The organism is Pseudomonadota bacterium, from assembly GCA_022361155.1.
GTDB lineage: Bacteria > Myxococcota_A > Polyangia > Polyangiales > JAKSBK01 > JAKSBK01.
The window spans coordinates 19,339-37,506 of the sequence record JAKSBK010000336.1; the positions used below are offsets into that span (position 1 = coordinate 19,339).

Annotated in this window: 14 protein-coding genes; 8 read left to right on the plus strand and 6 right to left on the minus strand. The window is 65.3% G+C overall.

Annotated features, from left to right (window positions below):
- Positions 1-14 precede the first annotated feature (14 nt).
- Complete coding sequence (locus MJD61_13195) at positions 15-2,087, plus strand: serine protein kinase (GenBank protein MCG8556225.1); 2,073 nt, start codon at positions 15-17, stop codon at positions 2,085-2,087.
- Positions 2,088-2,106: 19 nt separating this feature from the next.
- Here MJD61_13195 and tadA read toward each other — a convergent pair whose 3' ends face one another.
- The 3 genes from tadA to MJD61_13210 form a co-directional block, all read right to left on the minus strand.
- Positions 2,107-3,774, minus strand: coding sequence for a Flp pilus assembly complex ATPase component TadA (tadA, locus tag MJD61_13200; protein MCG8556226.1), 1,668 nt, complete (start codon positions 3,772-3,774; stop codon positions 2,107-2,109).
- 107 nt (positions 3,775-3,881) lie between these two features.
- Positions 3,882-4,880 carry a transketolase family protein gene (locus tag MJD61_13205; GenBank protein ID MCG8556227.1) on the minus strand — a complete coding sequence of 333 codons (999 nt, stop codon included), beginning with the start codon at positions 4,878-4,880 and terminating at the stop codon, positions 3,882-3,884.
- Positions 4,877-5,725, minus strand: coding sequence for a transketolase (locus tag MJD61_13210; protein ID MCG8556228.1), 849 nt, complete (start codon positions 5,723-5,725; stop codon positions 4,877-4,879). The genes MJD61_13205 and MJD61_13210 overlap by 4 nt, the downstream gene beginning before the upstream one ends.
- Before the next feature lie 139 nt (positions 5,726-5,864).
- Here MJD61_13210 and MJD61_13215 point away from each other — a divergent pair, with 139 nt between their 5' ends.
- The 3 genes from MJD61_13215 to otsB are packed head-to-tail and all read left to right on the plus strand — an operon-like array spanning position 5,865 to position 8,956.
- On the plus strand, positions 5,865-6,683 hold the full coding sequence (locus MJD61_13215; GenBank protein ID MCG8556229.1) for a 3'(2'),5'-bisphosphate nucleotidase CysQ: 819 nt from the start codon (positions 5,865-5,867) through the stop codon (positions 6,681-6,683).
- Positions 6,684-6,716: 33 nt separating this feature from the next.
- Positions 6,717-8,108: a trehalose-6-phosphate synthase gene (locus MJD61_13220; GenBank protein MCG8556230.1), complete on the plus strand. Its 1,392-nt coding sequence runs from the start codon at positions 6,717-6,719 to the stop codon at positions 8,106-8,108.
- A 38-nt stretch (positions 8,109-8,146) separates the two neighbouring features.
- The gene (gene otsB, locus MJD61_13225) at positions 8,147-8,956 is read left to right on the plus strand and encodes a trehalose-phosphatase (GenBank protein ID MCG8556231.1); all 810 of its coding nucleotides are present in this window, start codon (positions 8,147-8,149) and stop codon (positions 8,954-8,956) included.
- 44 nt (positions 8,957-9,000) lie between these two features.
- Here the strand turns inward: otsB and holA are convergent, their stop codons facing one another.
- Entirely contained in the window at positions 9,001-9,990 is a 990-nt protein-coding gene (holA, locus tag MJD61_13230; GenBank protein ID MCG8556232.1) for a DNA polymerase III subunit delta, read from the minus strand.
- A 140-nt stretch (positions 9,991-10,130) separates the two neighbouring features.
- Here holA and MJD61_13235 point away from each other — a divergent pair, with 140 nt between their 5' ends.
- The gene (locus MJD61_13235; protein MCG8556233.1) at positions 10,131-12,614 is read left to right on the plus strand and encodes an AAA family ATPase; all 2,484 of its coding nucleotides are present in this window, start codon (positions 10,131-10,133) and stop codon (positions 12,612-12,614) included.
- Here the strand turns inward: MJD61_13235 and MJD61_13240 are convergent.
- The gene (locus MJD61_13240; GenBank protein ID MCG8556234.1) at positions 12,552-14,282 is read right to left on the minus strand and encodes an amidase; all 1,731 of its coding nucleotides are present in this window, start codon (positions 14,280-14,282) and stop codon (positions 12,552-12,554) included. The two genes, MJD61_13235 and MJD61_13240, sit on opposite strands and share 63 nt — an antisense overlap.
- Positions 14,283-14,545: 263 nt before the next feature.
- Between MJD61_13240 and MJD61_13245 the strand changes: the two genes are divergently transcribed.
- The gene (locus tag MJD61_13245) at positions 14,546-15,184 is read left to right on the plus strand and encodes a hypothetical protein (protein MCG8556235.1); all 639 of its coding nucleotides are present in this window, start codon (positions 14,546-14,548) and stop codon (positions 15,182-15,184) included.
- A 15-nt stretch (positions 15,185-15,199) separates the two neighbouring features.
- Here the strand turns inward: MJD61_13245 and MJD61_13250 are convergent, their stop codons facing one another.
- Positions 15,200-15,886 (minus strand): energy transducer TonB, encoded by a 687-nt coding sequence (locus MJD61_13250; GenBank protein ID MCG8556236.1) that lies wholly within the window; start codon positions 15,884-15,886, stop codon positions 15,200-15,202.
- Positions 15,887-16,030: 144 nt separating this feature from the next.
- Here MJD61_13250 and MJD61_13255 point away from each other — a divergent pair, with 144 nt between their 5' ends.
- Both MJD61_13255 and MJD61_13260 read left to right on the plus strand, forming a co-directional pair.
- Positions 16,031-16,210 carry a hypothetical protein gene (locus MJD61_13255; protein ID MCG8556237.1) on the plus strand — a complete coding sequence of 60 codons (180 nt, stop codon included), beginning with the start codon at positions 16,031-16,033 and terminating at the stop codon, positions 16,208-16,210.
- Positions 16,211-16,229: 19 nt separating this feature from the next.
- Entirely contained in the window at positions 16,230-18,017 is a 1,788-nt protein-coding gene (locus MJD61_13260) for an acyl-CoA dehydrogenase C-terminal domain-containing protein (GenBank protein ID MCG8556238.1), read from the plus strand.
- Positions 18,018-18,168 lie beyond the last annotated feature (151 nt).

Genomic DNA, 18,168 nt, shown 5'->3' on the forward strand with positions numbered 1-18,168 from the left:
GGGTCGTAGACAAAATGTATGAATCCGCGCAGGACATGGTGTCGCGCATTGCGGCACTGCAGGATTTCAAGGAATACGAGAATCTACACTGGGAAGGCTCGTTCGAGGACTACCTGAGCATCGTGCGTGAGCGCCCCGAGGTCACTCGCAACGCCTTTCAGCGCCTGTACGATATGATCGTCAGCTACGGCGAGGAAGAGTACATCGACAACAAGAAGCGGCTGGTGCGCTACCCCTTCTTCACGGATCCGCTCGAGCGTGGCAAAGACGCGATTCATGGGCTCGACATCCCTCTGATGCGTCTCGTTCACGTGCTGCAGGCAGCGGCTCAGGGCTACGGTCCGGAAAAACGCATCATTCTTCTGCATGGTCCCGTGGGCTCTTCGAAGAGCACCATCGCTCGCTTGCTCAAGAAGGGCCTGGAAGCGTACTCACGCACCATGCCCGGAGCGCTGTATACGTTTCGCTGGGTCAATCTCGAAGATACAGGGCTGGTCGGCAGCAACGACGTACACAACGGCCGGTTTGCATGCCCCATGCACGAGGAACCGCTACGACTGATACCGCCGGAATGGCGAGTCCGTGCGATCGATGAGCTCAAGCTCGGCAGCGACCGTTTCCGTGTCGTTGTGGAAGGGGACCTCGACCCGGCCTGTCGCTTCGTCTTCCGTGGCCTGATGCAAAAGCACCGGGGTGACTGGGCTGCCGTCACACGCAACCACGTCCGAGTCCAGCGCCTGATCCTGAGCGAAAAAGACCGGGTGGGAATCGGGACCTTTCAGCCCAAGGACGAAAAGAACCAAGACTCGACCGAGCTCACCGGGGACATCAACTATCGAAAGATCGCGGAGTTCGGCTCCGACTCGGACCCCCGCGCCTTCAACTTCGACGGCGAGCTCAACATCGCCAACCGCGGCATCGTGGAGTTCGTAGAGATTCTCAAGCTGGACGTAGCCTTTCTGTACGATCTGTTGGGTGCGACTCAAGAACACAAGATCAAGCCCAAGAAATTCGCCCAAACAGATATTGATGAGGTCATCATCGGCCACACCAACGAGGCGGAATACAAGAAGCTCCTCAACAACGAGTTCATGGAGGCGCTGCGCGATCGCACGATCAAGATTGACATCCCCTACATCACCAGGGTGAGCGAAGAGATCAAGATCTACGAGAAGGATTTCTCTCAGGGTCGTCTGCGAGGCAAGCACGTGGCGCCCCACACCCTTGACGTCGCGGCCATGTGGGCTGTGTTGACGCGGCTTGAGGAGCCCAAGAAGCACCAAACGTCGTTGTTGCAGAAGCTGAAACTGTACGACGGCAAGGTGTTGCCCGGATTCACCCAGGATAACGTCAAGGAGCTGCGCAAGGAGGCCAAACGCGAGGGACTCGACGGAATCTCGCCTCGCTACGTGCAAGACAAGATCTCGAACGCCTTGGTGCGCGAGGGGGTCGAGGGCTATATCAACCCCTTCATGGTGCTCAACGAACTAGAGAAAGGGCTGAAGCATCACTCGCTGCTCGCCTCCGAAGAGCAAAGCAAGAACTTCACCGAGCTGATCGGCGTGGTCAAAAGCGAGTACGAGGAGATAGTGAAGAACGAAGTTCAGCGCGCTATCAGCGCGGACGAGGGGGCCATCGCTCGCCTGGCGGCCAACTACATCGACAACGTACGCGCCTATACGCTCAAGGAAAAAGTGAAGAATCGATATACGGGCCGCGACGAATCCCCCGACGAGCGGCTGATGCGTTCGATCGAGGAGAAAATCGACATTCCGGAAAACCGCAAGGATGACTTTCGCCGCGAGATCATGAACTACATCGGCGCACTGGCGATCGAGGGGAAGAAATTCACCTACGACACGAACGATCGCCTCCGGCGCGCGTTGGAGATGAAACTATTCGAGGATCAAAAGGATTCCATCAAGCTGAGCAGCTTAGTCTCGAATGTCATCGACAAGGAAACGCAAGACAAGATCGACGTGATCAAGAGCCGGCTGATCAAGCACTACGGGTACAACGAGGCCTCAGCGAACGACGTGCTGTCCTTTGTAGCAAGCATCTTCGCCCGCGGCGACGTCAAGCACTAGGTAACTAGCACTAGAAACACTACCCCATGGGAGGGGGGATGCTCAGCCTCCGAAACCCGTTGTCGTAGCTGAACAGCGGCTGCGCCACGACGACGTCCTCGTCCACGCCGTCGATCCGCGAAATGCTCACTATGCGGTGGACCCGTTGGCCGGGAGGTCCCTGCCGCTCGACCTGGATCGCGTACCGAATCGCCTGGGCGATTAGCGATGCCGCGGCCGCCCGGGACCCACCCAGGCTGTTCTGGACAAAGATATCGAGGGCCGCCAACGCGGCCGAAACCGAGCCCGCATGGACGCCCAACAGACTCCCCGGGGTCTGGGTGGCGGCCAATAGCGCCGAGCCGGCGTCATGGACCCCGATATCGTCCATGATCAGGCGATCGGCACGCAGGCGCGCAGCAGCGGCAAAGAGCGCTTCCAGCCCGTACTGCGTCGCATCCCGGCGCAACCGGATGATCCCTTCCGGAGCCGCACAGGAGCTTGGGCGTGCCTCCAAGGCGACTACCCGCTCCGTACCGGCAGCACCGCCCCCGAGCGCTGCCAGCAGCGTGCTCACGCCGGAACCCGGTCCGCCGCTGACCAGGATCGACTTGCGCTCCGATACGGCGGAAGCAAGCAGCGCGTGCATGTCCTGCGAGAGCGTTCCGTTCTCCGTCAGTTGCGAGAGCGTGGGCGCCTGGGTCGCGACGCGCTGCACGGTCACCAGCGGGCCCTCGGGCGCAACCGGAGGCAGCAGAATCTGGACCTGGGAACCATCCTCGAGCTCCGCGGCCTGGATAGCCTGTTCGGGGTCGAACTCGCTTCCCGTACGTTCGACGAGCCGTGTCGTCACAGCGAGCAGGGCGTCGCGCGATGACAAGAACGCCCCGGCGCGCTCCAAGCCGCCGCCGGTGTCGGTGAACAGGTTTTGCGGACCATCGATCACGATCTCGCGCGTCCGATCATCGGCCAGCATTCGGTCGAGCGGACCCAGACCGATCGCCTCCCTGGTAGCGGCCTCGATGACGAAATCGCAGTCGAGCTGGCTTGATAGGACCCCCAACTCCTGCAGCTCCCGCACCCGGCGCTCCAGGTGGCTGCGGCTGGAGTCCGCCAAGACCTCCTGCTCTCTTCCCACGACGTCCATCTGACGGGCCAAGTGCTCCATGGTGTCGCCAAGCGCTTGCTTCAGGCGTTCGGGCGGGCTCAGGGTGCCCGGTTCGACGGGAGGAGGCGGCGGAGGCGCCGCAGCTGCAGGGATCGGCGCTGCGGGACTCGCGCCAGGCACTGTTGGATCCCCGCCCGCCATGGGCGGTGGCGGCGGCACGGTGGGCTGCGCCATGGGTGCCGCCGAGGGCAGCGATTCGGGTTGTGGGGGCTCGGTTGGCGGCGTCTCGGAGGGGATCGCGGCCGCTTCGGCCTCGGTCTCTAGCTGGACGAAGAAATCGCCCAGCTGAATCCGGTCGCCAGGCTGCACGATTACGGGCGAGCTGATCTTGCGCCCGTTTACGTAGGTTCCGTTGGTGCTTTGCAGGTCGAACAGGACGTAGCCCTGTTCCTTGAGCATCAGACGCGCATGCCGTTTGGACACGTTGTCCTTGGGAAGCATCACGTCGTTGCTATCGAGACGCCCAAAGCTGATCTCCGGCTTATGGAACTCGAGCCTGCTCGGGTTGCCGCTGCGTTCTCTAACCAAAACACTAAACATCCGTCACCCTCTTGACCTGCGTTGCACTGTTTCCGTGCTGGACCATGCAGTGGCGCATTGAAATGGACGCTCCAGGTTAGAGTCAAGCGCCGGCGTGTCAATTCCGCTCATTCGGGGCCTTGGGATCGAAGCTGTGCTCGTGCGACCTCAGCGATACCCTCGGCGTCGAGCCCAAAGCGACGGTACAGGTCGGCCTGAGGTCCGCTCTCGCCGAAAACATCCAAGATTCCATGGCGGTGGACCCGCGTGCCCGGGGCCCCCGTAAGGGCCTCGGACACGGCACTGCCGAGCCCGCCGATCACCGTGTGATCCTCGACGGTCACCATCAGCCCATGCGACCGGGCGAGCTCCCGCACGCCTGAGTCGTCGAAGGGCTTGATCGACGGGACGTTGACCACGGACGCGTCGATTCCATCGGCGCGCAAGAGCTCGGATGCACGCAGCGCATGCGCTACCACGCCGCCGCTCGCCAGCAGTGCGAGCTCGGCACCCCTATGCAACACGTCCAAACGACCTGGGCGAAAACGATACTCGGCGCTGTGTACGGCGGACAGATTTTGGCGAGTCAGGCGCAGATAGGCCGGGCCCGCAGTAGCCAAGAGGTGCGCCACGATCCGTCGCGTCTCTACGCCGTCAGCCGGTTGATAGACCTGCATGCCGGGCAATGCTCGCATCAGCGCCAGATCTTCGAGGCCCATCTGGGAGTAGCCGTCTTCCCCCGTGCCGAGCCCCGCGTGGGTGCCTGCGATCTTCACGTTGGCGCGATTGTAGGCCACCGAGATCTTGATCGTCTCGAAGCGACCGGCGATGAAGCACGCGAACGAGCAGCAGAACACCGTCTTGCCACAAAGCGCGAGGCCCGCGGCCACCCCAGCCATGTTCTGTTCGGCGATACCCATCTGAAAAAAGCGCTCCGGGTAGCTCTTGGCGAACAGGGAGCACTTGGTAGAGCAAGAGAGGTCGGCGTCCAGCACCAGCAGTTCGGGATGATCGGCACCAAGCTCCGTCAGGGCCTCACCGAACGCCTGGCGCGTCGCGATCGGGCCGGCCTGCGCTGGCGCGTTGATTCGAGCATGCGCGCCCGCCTGTAAACGCGCTTGGCTCATGCTGGCACCGCCGATTCGATCTCACGGATGGCTTGCGCGGCCTGCTCGGCATTCGGCGCCACGCCATGCCAGGCGTTGTTGTCTTCCATGAACGAGACTCCCTTGCCCTTGACCGTGTCGGCGACGATAACCTTGGGCTTGCTGCGACGCTCGCCTGCCCAGTCGTAGGCATCCAGAATCTGGTCGTGATCGTGGCCATCGATACGCTTGGTGTCCCAGCCGAAGGCCTGCCACTTGGCCTCGATGGGCTCGATGGGCATGATCTCACGTACAAACCCATCCAATTGAGCCCGGTTGTTGTCCACGATGGTGATCAAGTTATCCAGCCCGAACTTGGCTGCGCTCATGGCGGCCTCCCAGATCTGACCCTCTTGGATCTCTCCATCCCCGACCAAGCAATAAACGCTGTAGTCACGCGCATCGAGGCGGGCTGCCAACGCCATTCCCTGAGCGATCGACAGCCCCTGTCCGAGCGAGCCGCTGCTGCTTTCGATACCGGGCACGCTGTCGCGGACGGGATGACCCTGAAGGCGTGACCCCGCCGCACGCAGGCTGCCGAGCTCGGCTTCATCGAAGTAGCCATGACGTGCCAGCGTGACGTACAAGGCGGGCACGCCATGCCCCTTCGACAGCACGAAACGATCGCGTTCCGGCCAGCTCGGACGCGAAGGATCATGACGCAGCTTGCACTGGTACAAGGAGGCGACAAGGTCGATCATGCTAAGCGAGCCACCGGGATGGCCGCTGCCCGAATGCTCGAGCATTTGGATAATCTGCACGCGCAGCTTGGCGCACTGCGCGACCAAAGCCGCGACCTGCTCCCCACGAACCGCCGCCCTGTGCATCGCTACCTCCGCAACGTTGGTCCTCAAGCGGGCGCGTCTGTAGCACGTTCCTGCGCGACTGCACACCCGAAGCCGGAGTCGCTTGCGTAGCGCCGGTGCTGCTCGACACCCCGGGCTCGCGGTACTACGGTGCGCGCACATGCTGGAGCGAGAGCTGAGGGAAGCCACCAGCCTGGCGCGAGAGGCCGGGCGTATCTTGTTGGAGCTCTATCACACAGACGTTGTCGTGGATTTCAAGGGTCGCAGCGATCCGGTAACCGAGGCGGACAAGCGCGCCAACACCTACATCGTCAACGGGCTGCGCGCGCGTTTCCAAGACGGCGTCGTGGCGGAGGAGACGGAAGACACCAGCGACGCGCTCCGCAAGGGTCGCTGCTGGTACGTCGACCCGCTGGATGGAACCAAGGAGTTCCTCGCAAGGAACGGCGAGTTTTCGGTGATGATCGGCCTTGCCATAGATGGGCGAGCTCAGCTCGGCGTCGTGTACCAGCCGGTAACCGACAAACTGTACCGTGGTGTCGTAGGCGAGCGCGCTAGTCTTCACTACCAGGGCCGCGAGACGCACCTGTGCGTCAGCGAGCTGGCCGAGCCATCCGAGCTGGCCTTGATCATGTCGCGCTCCCACGGCTCCATCCACATCGACCAGCTCGTCGAGCGGCTGGCCATCAAGCGCACGGCCAAGAGCGGTTCCGTCGGCCTGAAGATCGGACAGATTGCGGAGCGCAAAGCGGACCTTTACGTGCTCTTCTCCGATCGATCCTGCGCGTGGGACGCGTGCGCGCCCGAGGCGGTGTTGCGGGCCGCGGGCGGGCAGCTCACCGACCTGGCGGCGCAGCCGCTGCACTACGGGGGAACGGATGTCCGCAACCGCAGAGGTCTGCTCGCGTGCAACGCGGCTGCTTTCGACGCAGTCCGGCCGGTGGTGGCCGCCCTCGGCAGCGAGCACGGCCTTGTTTGAGCACCCGAAACGCAGAGCGCGCCGACGCGAGCCATGACCCGCAGCCGCGGCAGACTGGTCGTCGTAGCCAACCGTGGACCCTACCGCATGGCCACGCAGGGCAGCGCCGTCCGGCTCATGCGGGCTGCAGGGGGTCTCGTCACGGCCTTGGACCCGGTGCTGCGCGATCACGGTGGTGTGTGGGTCAGCGGCGACGAGATCCAGATGAACGGGGCGGAACGCGGCCAGGTGGGCTACGATCTCGCACACGTCTCGATGACCGCCTCGCAACGGGAGGGTTTCTATCAGGGCGTATCCAACGCCGTGCTGTGGCCCACCCTCCACAGCTTCCCGCCCACCATCCGCATCGGAGAGGCGCCATGGCACGACTACGTGCATGCGAACGACATGTTCGCGCAAAGTATCTGCCACTCGAGCCGACCCGGCGACCTCGTATGGGTGCAGGACTACCACCTGATGCTCGTACCCGCGATACTGCGGCGCAGGCGGCCCCGTGCACGCATCGGCTGGTTCTGTCATGTGCCGTGGCCAGGGCCGGATCTGTTTGCGATGCTACCGTGGCGCGGCGAGATTCTCGAAGGGCTGCTGGGGGCGGACGTCATCGGCTTTCATTGCGACTCGTACGCGATGAACTTCCTGGCTTGTGCGGAGCGTGTCACGGATCTGCGCGTCGACCCGGCACGCATGACGGTGCGCGCGGGGCGACGCACGGTCAGGGTCACGGTTGCACCCATCGGTGTACCGGTGGACGACATCCAGACGCTGGCTTCGGGCCCCCGCGTGGCAGCGCACGTGGAACGCATTCACCACGCGTTGGGCAATCGCCGTATCGTGCTGGGCGTGGACCGGCTGGACTACACCAAGGGAATTCCCGAGCGCATTCTCGCATACGAGCAGTTTCTTCGCTCCGACCGCTCCATTCGCAATCGCTATGTCTTCGTACAGGTGATGGTTCCCAGTCGGACGGATGTACGCGCATACGCGGAGCTCAAAGCCGAGATCGATCGACTGGTCGGCAGCGTGAACGGCCAGTACAGCTCCACCGGCAGGGTCGCTGTGCACTACCTGTACCGCAACCTCGATCAACACGCGCTCTACGCCCATTACATGGCCGCGGACGTGGCGTTCATCACACCCTTGCGGGACGGTATGAATCTCGTTGCCCAAGAGTACGTGGTTTGTCACATGAACTGCGATGGTGTGCTGGTTCTGAGCGAGTTTGCCGGGGCCGCGGACTACTTGACCGACGCGCTGACGGTCAATCCCCACGACATCGATGCGCTCGCAGGAGTGCTCAAGCGAGCGCTCAGCATGCCCCACGACGAGGTGCGGCAACGCATGACCAACCTTCGAAACGTCGTGCACAAGCTTGATGTGCACCGCTGGGCCGACACCTTCCTGTCCAACATCGAGCGACCGCTCTAGGGGAGCTCCGGTCCGATCGGCGCTCTGGGTTCGTCAAAATGCAGCCCACACCAGCACAATTGGCGCGCCAGGTGCTCTCGCTACCGAAGCCGATCCTGCTGGCGTTCGACGTGGACGGCACGTTGGCTCCTATTGTCTCCGATCCCCGCAGCTCGAGGGTACCCCCGGCCACGGTGAGCGCCTTGACACGGCTGGCGGCGGCAAAGGGGCTGCGGGTTGCGCTGGTCACCGGCCGTGACGCCGCATCCCTGGACCGCGTCGTACGCATCCGCAGTGCCTGGCGTGCCGTGGAGCATGGTGCGCTCGTTATCCCGCCGAGAAGGGAGCCTCGGCGCCCGGAGCTTTCCAGCGACGCGCAGCGGCGCCTCGCCGGGTTTGCTTCGTGGGTGCACAGCGAGCTCGTTGGCAAAGGCGCGACCATCGAACGCAAGCCCCGCGCCCTTGCCGTGCATGTGCGCGACCTGGCGCAGTCGGCACCCGGCAAGGCAGATAGACTCCTGATGCGAGCGAGCTCGGCGGCCGCGCGCCAAGGCCTCTCCGTGCGTCACGGCCGCTGCGTGCTCGAGGCCGAAATCGCCCCCGGAGACAAGGGCCGTGCCCTGGCCGCCGTCGCGAGGCGCTGTCGCGCGCGCGGCGTGCTGTATGTGGGCGACGACCTCACCGACCTGCCCGCGATCCGCCTGGCTGCCGCTCGAGGCGGTTTCGGCGTGTTCGTGCGTTCCGAGGAGCGGCCGCGCGCCCCAGGCGGCGCCAGTGCCTCGCTTTCAGGTACGTCCGAAGTGCATACACTGGTTGACCTTCTTTGCAGCACGATCGAAGAACGAGCCGTGCCGCGCAGCTCAAGATAACTCGTGTGTTTCGGCGAGGACCGGGCGCCGCTGGCGAGGCGCGACTACTCGCACAACCTGAGCACGGCACCCTCGAGCACGGTGCTGGGCGCCTGCCGGGTGTTCTTGAGCTTCCGGTCGGTCTGCGCAAGCACGCAAAATGCGCGTCGCAGATCCGCGGCGCCGAAGCGCCGGCTCGCCTGAGCCAGCTCGCGAGCCTTGAAGGCAGGAGCACCCGCCTGCTGGGCTGCCTGCTGCGGCAACGCCCCCCCCCTCAGCGCGCTCCGCATGCGCGCGAGCATCCGAAACTGGCGGGCCAAGAGCGCCAAGATGCGCAGCGCCGGCTCGCGATCGGCAAGCAGGGAAGCGACCGATCGCAGCGCCGTTGCTGCGTCTCGCTGGCTCACCGCGTCAACGAGGGTCCAGACCGATTCCACGCGCAGGTGCGACACGCACTGCTGCACCGCCTCCACGCCGACGCTCGCTCGAGGGCCCACGAACAGCGACAACCTCTCGATGGCGTCGTCGATCCCCGCCAGATCGTTGCCGGTGGCTTCGAGCAGCGCGGCGGCAGCCTCCGGCGAAAGCTGGTGCCCCCGGGCCGCGGCTTCGCTGCGTGCAAAAGCGGAAAGCTGTCCCGGCCGCAGGGGTGCCACGTCGACCCACAACCCGAGCTTCTTGGCTGCCCGGCTGAGCCGCGTGCCCCCGTGCAGCTTCTCAGCGGTCAGCACCAGGCACGTGGTCGGGCTTGGCTCCTTGAAGTACGCGACCAGGGGTTCGAGCTTCGCCGTGTCCGCGGACTCCAGGCCGCGGACGAGCACGAACCGCCTGCTGCTCATCATGGGCAGCGTGCGGGCTGCCTCCACGATCTGCGTTGCCGTAGATGCCTGGGCGTCGAAACGGTCTTCGTTCAAGCCCGCGAGGCCTTCGCCCAACACGGCCTTGCGCAGCCTCGCTACCGCCCGCTCTATCAGGAAGCGCTCGGTCCCAACCAACAGGTGAACCGCGCCAGCCTCACCCGAGGAGGCGCGCCGCAGGAGCTCTTCGATCGTCATGGCCGGCACTGGCAGTGCCTAGAGCTTGGCGGGTGCCGCGGGCGGCCGCAATGGCTCAAGGCGGGTCCCACGCTTCCGGGGGTGCAGAAAACTTGGCCGCCCGCAGCCGAGGCGGTATCCGAGGAATGTGAGGACGGGCCATGGCCGGTAAACTGTCCAGCTTGTTGGCGAAGGCCAGGCGCGAGGCTCAGCTCAGGGGCCAGCGGGTCTCGACGGCTCATGTGCTATTGTCCCTTTGGCAGCACGATGCCACCGCCTGCGCACTGCTGTCGCGACGCGGTGTCAGCGAAATCGAGCTGTTGCAGACGTTGCGCTCGATGCAGGAGGAACCCGAGAGCGCGATCGAGCTGGTCGTGGAGCGCGCTCACAAGTTGGCGGCGTCGCACAGTACTGTGCCCGGCGCCGCCCACCTGCTGGCAGCGCTAGCCCGAGAACCACGCTCGGCAGCCCGCCGCTGCCTGGATCGTCTTGGGTGTGAGGCCGCTGCGTTGAGAGAAGAAGTCCTGTCGCGTTTGGCACGGCCGGACCCTGCGGGTCCGAGCGACGCAACGGCGACACCCAAGCCGCGAGCCCGCCGCCGACTGCACGGATCGGGGGCGAGCCAAGGCCGCACGATCCCCCCCCGCCAGCGCGTGCTGCCTCTGCCCAAGCCTCGCCGACCGAGCTCCGGCGAGCGCCCCCTCCGGACCGAGGACCGCCCCACCCCGGCATCGGGCGCAATGGCGGCACGATCCGCCAGGCAGCGCGCTCCAGTCGGACGCGGTTCGGAAGCAGCCCAACGCGGTTCGGAAGCGGCACCACGCGAGCCTTTCGAGCTTGACCCCGACGAATTCCCGGCGCTCAGCGCGTTGGGGCGGAATCTAAGCGCCCTGGCCGCCGCTGGGCAGATCGATCCTGTGATAGGTCGGGACGCGGAGGTGGAGCAGCTGCTCGACGTCTTGGCTCGCCGCAGGTCGAACAACCCGCTGCTGGTAGGACCTCCGGGCGTTGGCAAGACCGCGATCGTGGAGGGGCTGGCCCTAAAGCTCGCCACCCGGGCGGCGGGCACGGCCGGATTGAACGAAACGCGCATCGTCGAGTTGTCGGCCGGCGCGTTGGTGGCTGGTTCGGGGGTGCGGGGAGCGCTCGCCGAGCGGCTTGCGTCCATCAAGGCCGAGGCCGCAAAGGGAGCAGGCCGTTTGTGGCTGTTTCTGGACGAAATCCACGCCCTGATCGGGGCGCCCGCGGGTCCGGACGACGTGGCCAACGAGCTCAAGTCGGCGCTGGCACGCGGGAGCATGCCCTGCATCGGGGCCACGACCGAAACCGAGTATCGGCGCATCTTTGAACGCGACGCCGCGCTGGCGCGTCGCTTCACCCGCATCGACATAGCCGAGCCCAGCGCCGCGGACGCCGAGCGGATCTTGACGGGGCTGGCTCAAAGGTACGAATCGCACCACGGCGTTCGGTACGCTCCCGGGGCTCTGGCTGCCGCGGTGCAGCTGTCCGTGCGCTATCTGCAGGGCCGGCAGCTGCCTGACAAGGCGATCGGGGTGATGGATCAGGCGGCGGCGCGCGTGCGACGCAGGGGTGGCAAGACCGTGGAGCTGGCCTCCGTGGCCCGAGTCATCGCCGAGCAGGCCAAGGTGCCCGTCGAGCGTCTCCTCATGCAGGACACGGACAAGCTCATGAGCCTCGAAGCGGAGCTCGGCGCACGGGTCGTCGGTCAGGCGCGTGCCGTGGCTGCCGTGGCCGCCACCCTGCGCAAGACGGCGGCGGGATTTTGTGGCGGTAAGCCTCTGGCGACTTTTCTGTTCCTGGGCCCCACCGGTGTGGGCAAGACGGCTCTGGCAAAGGCCGTGAGCGAGGCGATCTTCCCGGCCGGTCGCATGACGCGCCTCGACATGAGCGAATACAGCGAGGCACATGCGGTGGCGCGCCTGCTGGGTGCGCCTCCCGGCTACGTCGGGCATGAGGATGGCGGGCTGTTGACCGAGGCCGTGCGCATGAGCCCCTACCAGCTGGTTCTTTTCGATGAGATCGAAAAGGCCCATCCCGAGGTGCTGCTCTCGCTGCTGGCCCTCCTCGACGAAGGCTCGCTGACCGATTCGCGCGGCCGGAAGGTGGATTTCAGCCATACCGTCATCGTCATGACCTCGAATCTGGGCAGCAAGAGCGCCGCGACGCCTGCTCGCATCGGCTTCGGTGCACCGCGGCGCGATGACGATGATCCCGGCAGCGGCCGCGTTGCCGGCAGCCGGGACGCGCTGGCCGGGGTGCGCGCTGCGCTGCCGCCCGAGTTATGGAACCGGATCGACGAACCTCTTTGGTTCGAGCCGCTGGGGCGCGAGCAGGTGGCCGCGATTGCCGGGCGCCTGGTGCGTCGGGCCTGCGACGTGGCGCTCAAGAAGCACGGAGTGACCGTCCGCGTCGAGGCATCCGCCATCGACGCGTTGATGCGTTGCGGCGGCTTCGATCCCGAGCTTGGTGCCCGACCGATGCGCCGGACGGTCGGCCGTCTGATCGAGGCGCCCCTCGCGGCGCGGATCCTCGAAGGTCAGCTGGGGCGCGGGGACCAGGTGCTAATCAGCGCCGAGGGCGGCCGATTGCAGCTGAATGTTACCCGCGGCAGCGAGCGCAGCTGAGGGCTGTATCAGGCGTTGGTAGTCCCCAGGCACCCGCCGTTCTACCTGTTGTTCGGCGGCGCAGGCGATCCGCAACAGCAGCGCTTCGTTCCAGTGTCGGGCCATCGCCTGCATTCCGATGGGGAGCCCTGCTTCAGTGTATCCAGCGGGGAAGCTGATGGCGGGCAAACCCGCGAGGTTGGCCGGCACCACGAAGCGCATGATTTCCGTCACGCTTCCCATATCAGACCAGCCCGTGGGAGTCGCGCCGCGCCGGATAACCGGTGCAGTCACTGCGGTCGTGGGCGTGATCACCGCGTCCACCTGCTCGAAGATCGCGGCGAAGGTGCGCATGGCGAGCGTGCGCACCTGCTGTGCCCGAATGTAGTCACGGGCGCCGAAGGATCGCCCCAGTGCGAGATTCACCTGGACCGCAGGAGCGTGCGATCGGAACGATCCGGCGTGCGGCTGCATGGCCGCGGCGATCTCCGACAGAATGGTGATCCCGTGCGCAATGCGCATCAGATCGAGGCCTGGAATCTCGATGACCTGCACTGTGGCGCCTGAAGCCTCGAACCCGGCAACGAGCTCGTCGCAGCGCGTGACGATTTCCGTCTCCGCATGCTCGAACCAAGGCCGGAATACGCCTAGACGCACGCCGCGCAGATCGCCGTCTGCGTGGTGCCCCAGCGCGACGGGCGGTTGAGCCAGGGTGGTCGGATCAAGCTCGTCGGGGCCCGCTGCGATCCGATAGGCGAGGGCCACGTCCTGCACGGTCGCCCCGATGGGGCCCACGTGAGCCAGGCTCCAGCAAAGGGGCGCTGCGCCGTGCTCGCTGAAGCGGCCGTAGGTTGCCTTCAGGCCCACGACTCCGCACATGGCGGCGGGCACGCGAATCGAGCCTCCGCCGTCGGCACCGATCGCCAGGGGACACAGGCCGGCAGCTACTGCGGCCGCCGGACCGCTCGAGCTCCCGCCCGCCTGGCGGGCCCGGTTGTACGGATTGCGAACCGTGCCGTGGTGCATGTTGTGGCTTTCGGGGCTCACCCCGATCTCGTACATATTGGCCTTGCCAACCAGCAGAGCGCCCGCCTCACGCAGGCGTGCCACCACGGTCGCGTCTTGGGAGGCTGGCTCCCGGCCCAGGAACGCGGTCCCCACGCTGGTCGGGTAACCCGCCACGTGCAGCTCGTCCTTGATGACCACCGGCACGCCGTCGAGCGGCCCCCTGGCGCCACCATTGCGGTAGCGTGCGGCCGCGTCACGGGCTTGTGCGCGCAGGTCTTGCGGGTCGTGGGCCAACATGACCCGAAGCGGGGGGCTGGCGCTGGCGTCGGCAGCGATCGCCTGCAGCAGCGACTCGGCTACCTCCTGTGGACTCGCACGGCCTTCGGTGTACGCGCGCACGAAGTCACGAGCCGACAGCACATCTGATACGCTCGACGCTGGCGAGGCATCGCTTGCTCCCTCGTGCATGTCGCGCTCCCCCTCGCGGGGCCGCACCAGCGGCATAAACGTCGGTGGGACATCGAGCTGTGCGCCCTGCAGCTTTGGGACTCCTGCCGCCGCCAGCAGCTGCTTGATGATCGGCTCGCCGGTGACACGTGACGTCGCCAGTCGTGCAAACGCCCTCAACGCTGGGCCGGACAAGACCGGAAGCCGCAGTCGTGTTAGGTCGTAGCTGCCCACGGCTCCTGTCTAGCCGAATGCCGCCTTCTCCGCCATGTGTCCGGCGTGGCACCTCAGAGCGAACGCCCTAGCAGGCCATGCGAAGGACCGGCCACACAATAACCTGTGCAGATCGCAGGGGACCGGGAGTCGCTAGCAAGGCGCGACGACGAGGAATTTCGAGGAGGGGCAACACAGCCAGCGGCGTTTGGAGCCTGGGAGTGGGCAGGTTATTTTGTGGCGGGTCCTAACTTGCCGCTATGCTAGCTTCGCACGAGAATGCAATGCCAGTGGGACCGAAGGCCAATCTGGGTTGGTCCGCGTTCGCGACGGTTGCCGTGGCGGCGTGCTTGCTTGTTCAGGACTTGGTACCGGTGCGAGCGCAGACGGTGCGCCCGTCAGCACAGCACCGGGTGGCAGCCGCCAGAGCATACGACCGCGGAACCGCCCTGTATCTCGCCGGGGAGTACGCTGGCGCGGCTCAATGGTTCGAGACGGCCGATCGCATGGCGCCGGCCGCTCCGGCCCTGCTGCAAGCGATACGGGCGCACCAGCGAGCTGGCAACGCGCTGAGGGCTGCCAGCTTGTCGCTCCGGTTGCTGTACGAGTATCCGAAGGAAAGAAAGGTGGCGCGCTACGCGAGGAGCATCCTAGCCAAGACGCGCGGCCAGTTCCTGCGGGTGGAGGCCAGGTGCGTAGGGGCATGGCTTCTCATCAATCCCGAGCAGAACGTGCTCGCGCGGGAGGATTGCACCATCGAGCTGGACGGGATACTGCAGGAGCACCCTTCGTTTTTCGTTGCGCCCGGCGCTACGCATCGCATCGTAGCGCACTTCAGGACGGGAGACGTGGCCAAGGCCGTGTCCGGCAAGAAGGGTGATTCGATCGTGGTCGAGTTCCGCGTGCCGCTCAAGAAGCCCTAGGAACAGGTAGTCTCGCTAGTACGAAGAATAGAACTGGAAGTTGAGCTTGACCCGCTCGCACGCTCGGGCAACCGGCTTGCCGTTGTATGTTGGGGGCTTGTACCGCCACTTGCTCAAGGCCTCCGCCGCTGCATCTTCGAACATGCCCGGGGGCTCGGCGCCGACAACGACAATGTCTTTGACGCTGCCCTGCGCCGTCACGGTGAATGCGGCGTCGATCCAACCCTCGACCCCGTATCCAACGGCCTTGCGCGGATAGGCGGGACGAACGCGGGTCGTGGGAACGAGGGCCGTGTCTTCTTTTTGGTCTACCTTGGGACGGCGGGAGCCGCCTTCGAGTCTCGCCAGCTCTGCATGGCCTCCCGGCGCCAGCCCGCGTTTTAGCTGAACGCGCAGCATCTCGATGGCGCTGTTCGTATAGCCGAGCTTGGCCACGCACAGCGCGCTTGCAAGGTTCACGCGCGCTGAAAGACAGGCGTCGAGCTCTTCCCAAGACTTTCCGTGGTCGTTGACTCGCTGCAGGTAATTGACACAGTTGCCGTCCTGGTTGAGCGCCATGGCTTCGCTGTACGTGGCTGGAAGCTTGCTGCTCCGTATCACGTACGAGGGCTTCTCCTCGGGGGCCGGGGTCTTTGCGCCACCGCACGCAACGAGCAGGGCCGCCAGCCCAAAGGCTCCACCGGCTTTGTGCATGCTCGTCATCGTGCCACGTCAGGTCCGTCCCAATCTGTCAATTCCTCCACGATCTGCCCCGCTTCGTCAACTCATCGGGCATCGAGCCATGCTCGCTAGAGCGGAAAAACGAGACGTTGTAAGCTCCAGTGGGCTCGGGATACACTGTCATTGATGCCAAGAGCACGCAGCGTGGCCGTGGCCGTCCTGGGACTCAGCCTTGTCCATTGCGGCGGCAACCAGCCAGCGGGCGCAGGCGGCTTTGGCGGCCTCGTGCGGGGCTCTGGTGGCGCTGGCGGCTTTGGCGGTTTTGGCGCTCCGGGTGGCTTCAACCCCAATCCGAGCATCTCCTAGAGCACGACGAGCGTTCGCCATGGCCGAGTACAAGGCACCCCTCAGAGACGTGCGGTTCCTGCTTGACGAAGTCTTCAGGGCGCAGGAACTCTGGGCTTCCGTGCCGGCGCTTCGGGCGACGGTAGACCCGGACACGGCTGCAGCGATCCTGGAGGAGGCGGCCAAGATCACCACGGGGGTCATCGCGCCTTTGAACCGAGTGGGTGACGAGGAGGGGTCGACTTGGCTCGACGGTCAGGTCTCGACCGCGACTGGCTTTCGGGAGGCCTACCGAACCTATGCGGACGGCGGCTGGAACGCGTTGACGGGCAGGCCCGAGCACGGGGGCATGGGGATGCCCAAGCTCTTGGTAAGCCAGGTCGAGGAGATGCTGCAGGGTGCTTGCATGTCGTTCGGGCTGGCCCCGATGCTGACCAGCGGCGCGGCCTTGTTGATAGATGCGCACGCCGACGACGCGATCAAGAGAAAGTACCTGCCCAACATGTACGCGGGTATCTGGGCCGGAACCATGGACATGACCGAGCCTCACGCGGGCACCGACCTCGGCATCATACGCACCAAGGCCGAGCCGCGCGGCGACGGCAGCTACAGCATCACGGGCACCAAGATCTTCATCACGTGGGGCGAGCACGACATGGCCGAGAACATCCTGCACCTGGTGCTGGCCAGACTGCCGGATGCGCCCGAGGGCACGAAGGGTATCAGTCTTTTTCTGGTACCCAAGTTCATCGTCGCCGACGATGGCTCGCTCGCCGAGCGCAACACCCTCTCGTGCGGTTCCCTAGAGAAGAAGATGGGAATCAAAGCCTCCCCCACTTGCGTCATGGACTACGACGGCGCGCAGGGCTGGCTGATCGGCGAGCCACACCGCGGACTTGCCCACATGTTCACCATGATGAACTACGAGCGCGTGGCCGTGGGCGTTCAAGGCGTTGGCGCGGGAGAGGCTTCGTACCAGAACGCGGTGCAGTACGCGCGCGAGCGCTTGCAGAGCCGAAGTCCGCGGGGCCCGCAGTTTCCGAACCAGGAAGCCGACCCGATCATCGTGCATCCAGACGTGCGCCGCATGTTGCTCTCCATGCGTGCGTACACCGAAGGCGGACGCGCGTTTTCGAGCTACGTGGCGCTGTGGCTTGACCTGGCCAAGCACGGCGCTGATGCAGCACAGAAACGCAAAGCCGAAGACCTGGTCGCGCTCTTGACTCCTGTGGCCAAGGCTTTCTTGACCGACAAGGGGCTCGAAACCGCGGTGATGGGCCAGCAGGTGTTCGGCGGTCACGGGTTCATCCGCGAGTCCGGCCAGGAGCAGCTGGTCCGCGATGTCAGGATCACGCAGATCTACGAAGGCACCAACGGCGTTCAGGCGATGGACCTGATGGGTCGCAAGACCGTGGCCAACGAGGGACGACTGCTGAAGGTGTTTGAAGCCGACGCGCGCGCTTTCATCGAGGAGAACCGGGGGCACAGCGTGCTCGCCGAGTTCCTTGAACCGCTCGCCGCCGAACTGCAGAACCTGAACGAGGTCACCGCGCAGCTCGTCGCCCAGGCCAAGGAAGACCCCGCCGCGATCGGCGCTGCCGCCAACGACTACACGCATTTGTTCGGTTACGTAGCGTTCGCGTTCATGTGGGCTCGGATTGCCGCGGCCGCCCTGCCCAAGGTCAATGGGAGCGACGGCTTCTATGCCGGCAAGGTGGCGGTGGCGCGTTTCTTTTTCCGGCGTCTGCTTCCGCAGACCAAGGCGCTGACGGCTCAGCTGCTCGCAGGACCCGCGAGCCTGATGGAGCCGGACGCGGACCTGTTCTAGCCCGCATCGGTCACCAGCCTCCGGCCGCTGCAGGCGAGCTACGAGGGAGCCGGCAGCCATGCATGAAGGATGTCCTTTTTTGTCTCCCCTCGGGGATGGGTGAAAACCCTCGCCTTTAGGCGAAGCCTTCAGGAGGCGTAGCCGAAGCGGA